At 69.3% G+C, this 7,944-nt stretch carries 5 protein-coding genes; all 5 read left to right on the top strand.

What is annotated here, in order from left to right:
* Positions 1-645, top strand: a 645-nt coding sequence (locus P7D22_RS21450; RefSeq protein ID WP_319936297.1) for a hypothetical protein, incomplete at its 5' end; no start/stop codon positions are given.
* A gap of 8 nt (positions 646-653) precedes the next feature.
* Complete coding sequence (locus tag P7D22_RS21445) at positions 654-1,688, top strand: DUF1839 family protein (protein WP_319936296.1); 1,035 nt, start codon at positions 654-656, stop codon at positions 1,686-1,688.
* A gap of 1 nt (position 1,689) precedes the next feature.
* The gene (locus tag P7D22_RS21440; protein WP_319936295.1) at positions 1,690-4,131 is read left to right on the top strand and encodes a glycosyl hydrolase 2 galactose-binding domain-containing protein; all 2,442 of its coding nucleotides are present in this window, start codon (positions 1,690-1,692) and stop codon (positions 4,129-4,131) included.
* 79 nt (positions 4,132-4,210) lie between these two features.
* Complete coding sequence (locus P7D22_RS21435; protein ID WP_319936294.1) at positions 4,211-7,132, top strand: response regulator; 2,922 nt, start codon at positions 4,211-4,213, stop codon at positions 7,130-7,132.
* Between the two features lie 111 nt (positions 7,133-7,243).
* Complete coding sequence (locus P7D22_RS21430; protein ID WP_319936293.1) at positions 7,244-7,723, top strand: TspO/MBR family protein; 480 nt, start codon at positions 7,244-7,246, stop codon at positions 7,721-7,723.
* Positions 7,724-7,944 lie beyond the last annotated feature (221 nt).

The raw sequence follows: 7,944 nt of genomic DNA, 5'->3' as shown, positions 1-7,944 counted from the left end.
GACAGCGACCATGGCCGGCTGATCGGCCTGCTCGAAGCCGGGGAAGACTGGACCGCCGCCCAGGACGCCACTGCCATCGCCCTGACGCCCGCCGCCTGCTACCCGCTCTACCCGACCGTGGCGGCCCAGGGGCCGCTGGCGGCCGAGGGGGTGCTTTACGAGCTGTCGTCTTATTGCTTCCGGCACGAGCCGTCGCAGGACCCGGCCCGGATGCAGCTGTTCCGCATGAAGGAATTCGTGCGCATCGGCACCCCCGAGGCCGTGCTGGCGTTCCGGCAAACCTGGCTCGAGCGCGGCCGGGCCCTGATCGAGGAGCTGGGGCTGCCCTGCGTGGTGGACCGCGCCAACGACCCGTTCTTCGGCCGCGCCGGCCGCATGATGCGCAACAACCAGCGCGACCAGGGGCTGAAGTTCGAGCTGCTGATTCCCGTCACCAGTGACGCGGCGCCGACCGCCTGCTTGTCGTTCAACTACCACCAGACCCATTTCGGCCAGCTGTGGGGCATCCACTTCGCCGACGGGTCGCCGGCCTCCTCGGCCTGTGTCGGCTTCGGGCTGGAGCGCACCGCCCTGGCGCTGTTCCGCCACCACGGCACCGATGTGGAGCACTGGCCCGAGGCGGTGCGCCGCGTGCTGTGGGGCTGAGCCCGGCCATGCCGGCCGTTCCTGAGCCCGCAGCGCCGAGGCCGCTCGCCCCGGCGGTATTCCCCGGACTCGATCCGGCGACGCACCGTTGCCACGCCCTGCACGGCCCCGAACGGGCCTGGCCTGACACCAATTGTTACGTGGACCTGCTGGTCGAGGTGCTGGCGGCACGCGGCTTCGAGCCGCGGGCGGCGCTCGGCTTCACGCTGGCGCAGGACTACGAGGGCGACCACTTCACCTTTTTCAAGATGCCGGCCGCCGACCTGGTCCGGCTGTATGGGCTCGAGATCCTCGAACTGGCGCTTTATGACGACCTCGAGGCGCATCTCGCCACCCAGGTGCGGCGTGGCCGGCTGCCGCTGGTCGAACTCGACAGCTTCCACCTGCCCGACACGCGGGGCGTCAGCTATGGCCGCAGCCACGCCAAGACCACGGTGGGGGTGAACCGCATCGACCCGGAGGCGCGGCGCCTCGATTATTTCCACAATGCCGGGCTGTTCCGGCTGGAGGGCGACGACTACGACGCGCTGCTGAAGCCCTACCGGCCGGGCGACCTGCCACTGCTGCCCTATGCGGAGATCATCAAGTTCGATGTCGGGCCGCCGGCCGCCGACCCGGTCGCCACGGCCCGCGTACTGCTGGCCGAGCACCTGGCCCGTCGGCCGCGCCGCAACCCGTTCCGCGCCTGGGCGGACGAACTCGGGCGCGACACGGAAGCGCTGGCGCGCCGGCCGGAAGCCTACTTCCACGCCTATGCGTTCAACGTGCTGCGCCAGTTCGGCGCGAACTTCGGCTGCCTGCAGGCCCATTTGGCCTGGCTGAGCGAGGCGGGGGAGACCGGCCTCGCACCCGCCGAAGCGGCGGCGGACGCCATCGCCCAGGAGGCCAAGCTGCTGCAATTCCAGCTCGCCCGCGCCGCCGCACGCAACAAGGTCGCGGAGGTCGGAACCGCCGTCGAGCGCCTCGCCGTTCACCACGACGCCCTCATGGCGACGTTGCTGCAGCACGACGGTCCGGCGGCGGATCGCCGACTGGCCGCCTGAGATGCGAGCCGGCGAGAGCCCGCTCGACACCAACTGGATCCTGGCTCTGTCGTCGCCCGGCGCCTGGGCCACCCCGGCCGACGCGGCGATCGGGGCATGGTTGCCGGCCGTCGTGCCGGGCACGGCCGCCGAAGCGCTGGAGCGCGCCGGGCGCTGGACCCGCGACGCCCCTGCCCCCCTGCACGACCAGGACGTCTGGTACCGGACGGAGATCGACCGGCAGGGGCCGGCGACGCTGGTGTTCGAGGGCCTCGCCACGATCGCCGAGGTCTGGCTCGACGACGCCTTGCTGGCCTGCTCGGAGACGATGTTCCTGCCGCTTCAGGTGCCGGTGGACCTCCGGGGCCGACACCGGCTCACGCTGGCATTCCGCGGCCTTGCGGCCGACCTCGCCGGTCGCAAAGGGCCCCGCGCGCGTTGGCGCACCCGCATGGTCGAGGATGCGCGGCTGCGCTTCGTCCGCACCACGATCCTCGGTCATGCGCCCGGCTGGTGCCCGCCCATCCATGTGGTCGGGCCATGGCGGCCGGTGCTGATCCGGCCGGCGGCTGCCATGGAAATCCTGGCGTTCCGCGGCGTCCTGTCCGGTCGCCACGGCCTCGTCGAGGCGACGATCCGCCTGCCGGATTGCGGTCCGGATACAGCCCCGAGGCTGACCGGCGGCACCCATGCGACCCCGATGCACCGCGACCCCGACGGGCTGTGGCGGGGCCGGCTCAGCATCCCCGAACCCCGATTATGGTGGCCCCGCACCCACGGGACGCCGCACCTTTACGACGTGCAGGTCGAGATCGACGGCATCGAACACCCGCTCGGCCGAACCGGATTCCGTTCGATTGCGGTCGATCGAGGCCCCGACGGGGCCGGTTTCACGCTGATGGTGAACGACACCCGGGTGTTCTGCCGCGGCGCCTGCTGGACGCCGGACCTCGTGCGGCCGGGCGGATCGCGGCAGGACCTCGAACCGGTGATGCGCCTGCTGGCCGACGCCCACGTCAACATGCTGCGGGTCGGCGGCACGATGGTTTACGAGGGCGACGCGTTCCACGCGTTGTGCGACGAACTCGGCATCCTGGTCTGGCAGGATTGCATGCTGGCGAATTTCGACTACCCGCGCGACGACGCCTTCATGGCAGGCCTTGCGGCCGAGGTCGCGGGGGTGCTGCGCCGCACCGCGGCCTCGCCGTCGCTTGCGGTCCTGTGCGGCGGCAGCGAGGTCTTGCAGCAAGCCAGCATGATGGGTTTGCCGCCGGATGCCGCTGCCCACCCGTTCGTCGACGAAGCGCTGCCGGCCCTCGTGGCGGCCGAGCGGCCCGATGTGGTTTTCGTGCCCGGGTCGCCGTTCGGCGGTGCCCTGCCGTTCGTGGCGGATCGCGGCGTGTCGCATTATTACGGCGTCGGGGCCTACCGGCGCCCTCTCGAAGATGCCCGGAGCGCCGGGGTGCGGTTCGCCGCCGAATGCCTCGCATTCGCGAACCTGCCCGACGACGCGACCTTGCGGCGTCACGATCTTGATCCATCCCGCGATCCCCAGGGCTGGGCCGCCCGGGTGCCGCGCGATCGTGGGGCCGATTGGAGCTTCGAGGACGTCCGCCACCATTACATGACGCGCCTCCACGGCATCGATCCCCTGGCGCTGCGGGAGGCCGACCCGCAGCGCTACCGCGACCTGTCGCGTGCCACCACGGCGGCCGTGACCGAGCACACCTTCGACGAATGGCGCCGCCCGGGCTCACCCACGGCCGGCGGTCTCGTGTGGTTCGCCCGCGACCTCGGCATCGGTCCCGGGTGGGGCGTCATCGATGCGGATGGGCGGGCGAAGTCGAACCTGCATGCGATGCGCCGCGCTTTCGCGCCGCTCCGCCTCAGCGTGACGGACGAGGGCGTCAACGGCCTGGCGTTGCATGGCATCAATGACGGCGCCGACCCGGTCGAGGGCCGGCTCGTCCTGCGCTGTTTGCGGGCCGGCGCCGTGCGGGTCGCGGAGGGCGGTCGCGACGTAGTGCTGCCGGGCCGCGGCGGCCTCACGCTGACGGCCTTTGCGCTGATGGGCCAGTTCTTCGACGCCGGCGCCGCCTATGGGTTCGGCGATGCCCCGCATGACACTGTCTGGGTGACGCTGGAACACGCGGGCGTGGTGCTGGCCGAAACCCACTGGCTGCTGCCACCCGGCTCCGGCACGCTGCCGCCGGAACCACCCGTGATCGCGGTCGGCCGCGACGGCACGGGATGGTGGCTGACCCTGCGGGCCACCGCGACGCTGCGGGCGGTGGTGATCGACGACGACGCCCTGATGCCGGACGACGCCGGCTTCCACCTGTGTCCCGGCCATACTCGCCTGGTGCGGCTGATGGCGCCGCCGCATGCGCCCGAGGCGACGCCCCGCGGGATGGTCCGGGCCCTCAACCTCGCGGCGCCCGTGCCCTACGGTCTCAACACATGATCGTGCGGGTCTTCTCCGGGCGTCCCTGATAAGACGGAGCGGTGGCCGCCCGCAACGGCGGATCGAATCGAGTGGGGCAATGGTTCAATCGGCGGATCGCGGTCGCGGATCGCTCCTGCGTTGGGGACCGGCCGTGGCGGGGCTCACGCTCGTGGGGTCGCTGGCCTTGGCCGGCTGGGCTTTCACGCGCGACCACGCCCATGAAGCCGCGATCGAGCACCACCGTGCCACCGTGGTGACGGCCGAACGTCTCCTGTCGGCCCTGAAAGATGTCGAGACCGGCGAGCGCGGCTTCATCCTCACCGGCCGGGAACCCTATCTCGAGCCCTACCAGTCCGGGCATGACGCGGCCATGCGTGACCTCGACCGCCTCGACGGCCTGCTGGCGGAGGCCAGGAGCGCGCCCTTGCGAACCCTTGTCACGGCCCGGCTGGCCGAGGCGGAGAACGGCATCGAGACCTATCGGGCGGGCGGGCGGGAAGCCGGGGCCGCCAGCATCGCCACCGATCGGGGCAAGGCCCTGATGGACCAGGTGCGGCAGGAGATCGCCCAAATCCAGGACAAGGCCGAGGCCGCGATCGCCGTGGCCCGCAGCAGCGGCGAAACCGACGACGCGCTGCGGCTCGTGTCGTCGATCGGCTTTGTTCTCGCTTGCGCGGTTGCGGCCGTGCTGGCGGTGCTGCGGCGCCGCGAGCAGCAGCGCACCCAGCACCTGTTCGAGGGCGTGCTCGAGAATGCGCCTGTCGGGCTCGGCATCCTCGATCCGGCGCTGCGCATCCGCCATGTCAACCCGGCCCTCGCCCGCATGAGCGAGCGGGCCCTGAGCGCAACCCCCGGAATGAGCATCTGGGATGTGATCCCCGGCTTGCGCGCCACCTTGGAGTCCCGGCTGCAACGGGTGGCCGAAGGTGGGCGCGCCGCCAATGTCGAGGTCGACGCCAGCAGCAACACCAAGGCGGACGAAACGCGGTCCTACCAGGCGACCTTCTACCCCCTCGGGCAAACGGCAGGCGCCTCGGACGGCGTCGGCATGGTGATCGCCGACGTCACGGCCCGCAAACGTGCCGAGCGGGCGACGCGCGAAAGCGAAGAACGCTTCCGCAGCCTGATCGAGGCCAGCGCCGCGATGATCTGGACCACCGACCAAGAGGGCGCCTTTGTCCGGGCGCAACCAAATTGGATGCGGTTCACCGGCCAATCCGAAGCCGATGCGATGGGATGGGGGCGCCTCGCCTGCCTGCACCCCGACGACAGGGCCTTTACGGCCGAAGCCTGGCGGAAGGGGCGCAGCGAAGGCCGCCCGATCGTGCTCGAGAATCGTCTCAAGCGGCATGACGGCGCTTATCGCCACATGGCAGTCAGCATCGTTCCGGTGCGGGAAGACGATGGCACGATCCGCGAATGGGTCGGGTCCCATACCGACATCACCGACCGCAAGGAGGCCGAACTGGCCCTGGCGGCCGCCAAGGAGGCCGCCGAAGCCGCCAACCGGGCCAAGAGCGCCTTCCTGGCCAATATGAGCCACGAATTGCGCACGCCGTTGTCGGCCGTGATCGGCTATAGCGAGATGCTGGAGGAGGAGGCCGAGGATATCGGGCAGGAGGGCATGCTGTCCGACCTCGGCAAGGTGAAATCCAACGCCAAGCACCTGCTCAGCCTCATCAACGACGTGCTCGACCTCAGCAAGGTCGAGGCGAACCGCATGGATGTTTCGGGCGAAACCATCGACATCGCCAGCTTCGTGCAGGAAGCGGCCTCGACGGTCGACGCCCTGATCCAGGCCAAATCCAACACCCTGGTGGTGGACGTCGATCCGTCGGCCGGCCTCATGCACACCGATGCCGTGAAGCTGCGCCAATGCTTGTTCAACCTGCTGGGCAATGCCGCGAAATTCACCGAGAACGGCACCATCACGATCCAGGCGAGCCGCAGCCGCCAGCAGGGCGCCGACTGGGTGATCTTCGCGGTACGCGACACCGGCATCGGCATGACGCCCGAACAACTGGCCCGGCTGTTCCAGCGCTTCCAGCAGGCTGACGAAAGCACGACGCGGCGGTTCGGCGGCACAGGTCTCGGGCTCGCGCTCAGCCGTGCCTTTGCGCAATTGCTTGGCGGCGATGTATCGGTCGAGAGCCAGGAAGGCCACGGCAGCTGCTTCACCATCAAGATCCCGGCGACGTTGCCCCGGCCCGACGCCGAAGCGGCGGCGCGGGAAGCCGCCACCCTGGTGCCGCAAGGCACGGGCGACCTCGTGCTGGTGATCGACGACGAAGCGTCGCAGCGCGATCTGCTGACCCGCTTTCTGACGCGTCAGGGCTTTTCGGTGCAATCCGCCGCCGACGGGGAACGCGGCCTCGAGTTGGCCCGCACGTTGACGCCGCGCGTCATCCTGCTCGACGTGATGATGCCCGGGCTCGACGGCTGGTCGGTGCTGCATGCCTTGAAGGCCGATGCGATTACGGCGGCGATCCCGGTCGTGATGGTGAGCTTCGTGGCCGATTCCGCGCTGAGCGCCAGCCTCGGCGCCACAGGGTCGATCTCGAAGCCGGTGGATTGGGGCCGGCTCAAGATCATCATGGACCGCTTCCACAGCGAGGGGGAACAGGCGGATGTTCTGGTCGTCGACGACGACCCCGACATGCGCAATCGTCTGCGTACCGTGCTGGAAAAGACCGGCTGGAGCGTCAACGAGGCCGCCAACGGCCAGGAGGCGCTGGACCAGGTGGTGCAGGCACGGCCGCACCTCATCCTGCTCGACCTGACGATGCCGGTGATGGACGGCTTCTCGTTTCTGCATCGGCTGCGCGCGGTGCCGGGCTGCGCCGACGTCCCGGTTGTGGTGTTGAGCGCCCGCGACATCACGGATGAAGAGCGGCGCGAGCTCGATGGGGCCGATTCGATCTTTCGCAAGGGCGAAACCAGCATGCGGGACATCACGACCGAGCTTCGGCGCCTCGAAAGCCGGAGCCGGGAAGGCCAGGACCCCGCCCCGGTGGCCTGACGCGGTGGGTGCCCTTCGGCCGATGACACGCGTCGCCTTGCGGCGACCGGACAGCTTGCGCCGGTCGCCATGGCCAGCCATGTCCCAGACCATCGTCACGCGAGGCCACCCATGCCGCTCAGCCCATCGCTCGCCCTCGTCGGATTTCTGGCTGCCTCCGTGGTGGCGGCTTCGAGCGGTGTCGTGTTCCGCCCACCGCCCTGGTACCGGTCGATCGCCAAGCCGCGCTGGACGCCACCCAACTGGGTGTTCCCTGCCGTATGGACGCCCTTGTACGGCCTGATCGCCCTGTCGGGGTGGCTGGTCTGGCGGCACGGGGGGCTGGCGCCGCTACCTTTCGGCTTCTTCGCAGCCCAACTGGTGTTCAACGCGCTCTGGTCGGCGCTGTTTTTCGGCTTGCGTCGGCCCGACCTAGCCTTCGTCGATCTGGTCCTGTTGTGGCTGTCGATCCTCGCCACCCTGGTTTCCTTCGCGTCGATCGATGGCGTCGCGGCGGTTCTGCTGGTGCCTTATCTCGCCTGGGTAACGGTAGCGGGCGCTCTCAATGTTGAGGTTTGGCGCCGCAATCCTACGCCGCTTCGCGCGATCTAGCCGGCCTGTCCGGCAGCCCGGCGACGATCGGAGGCCAGCAGCATCGCAAGCGTTTATATGAATATTTAATTTCATCTTCATGAAAACATGCAGCACAGTGCCGTGCATAGCCCAATACTCATTTTCAGACCGAATCATGCTCACATTAGTGCGAAGCATAGTATCGGACGCAGAGCTTCTGTCTTGTCCGGTTGAAACACTGTCGGACACGGCGGATTTGT

The organism is Lichenihabitans sp. Uapishka_5 (assembly GCF_033947565.1).
Taxonomy (GTDB): Bacteria; Pseudomonadota; Alphaproteobacteria; order Rhizobiales; family Beijerinckiaceae; genus Lichenihabitans.
Note: the sequence above shows the minus strand (reverse complement) of the source record. Positions and strands in the feature narration are given on the sequence as shown.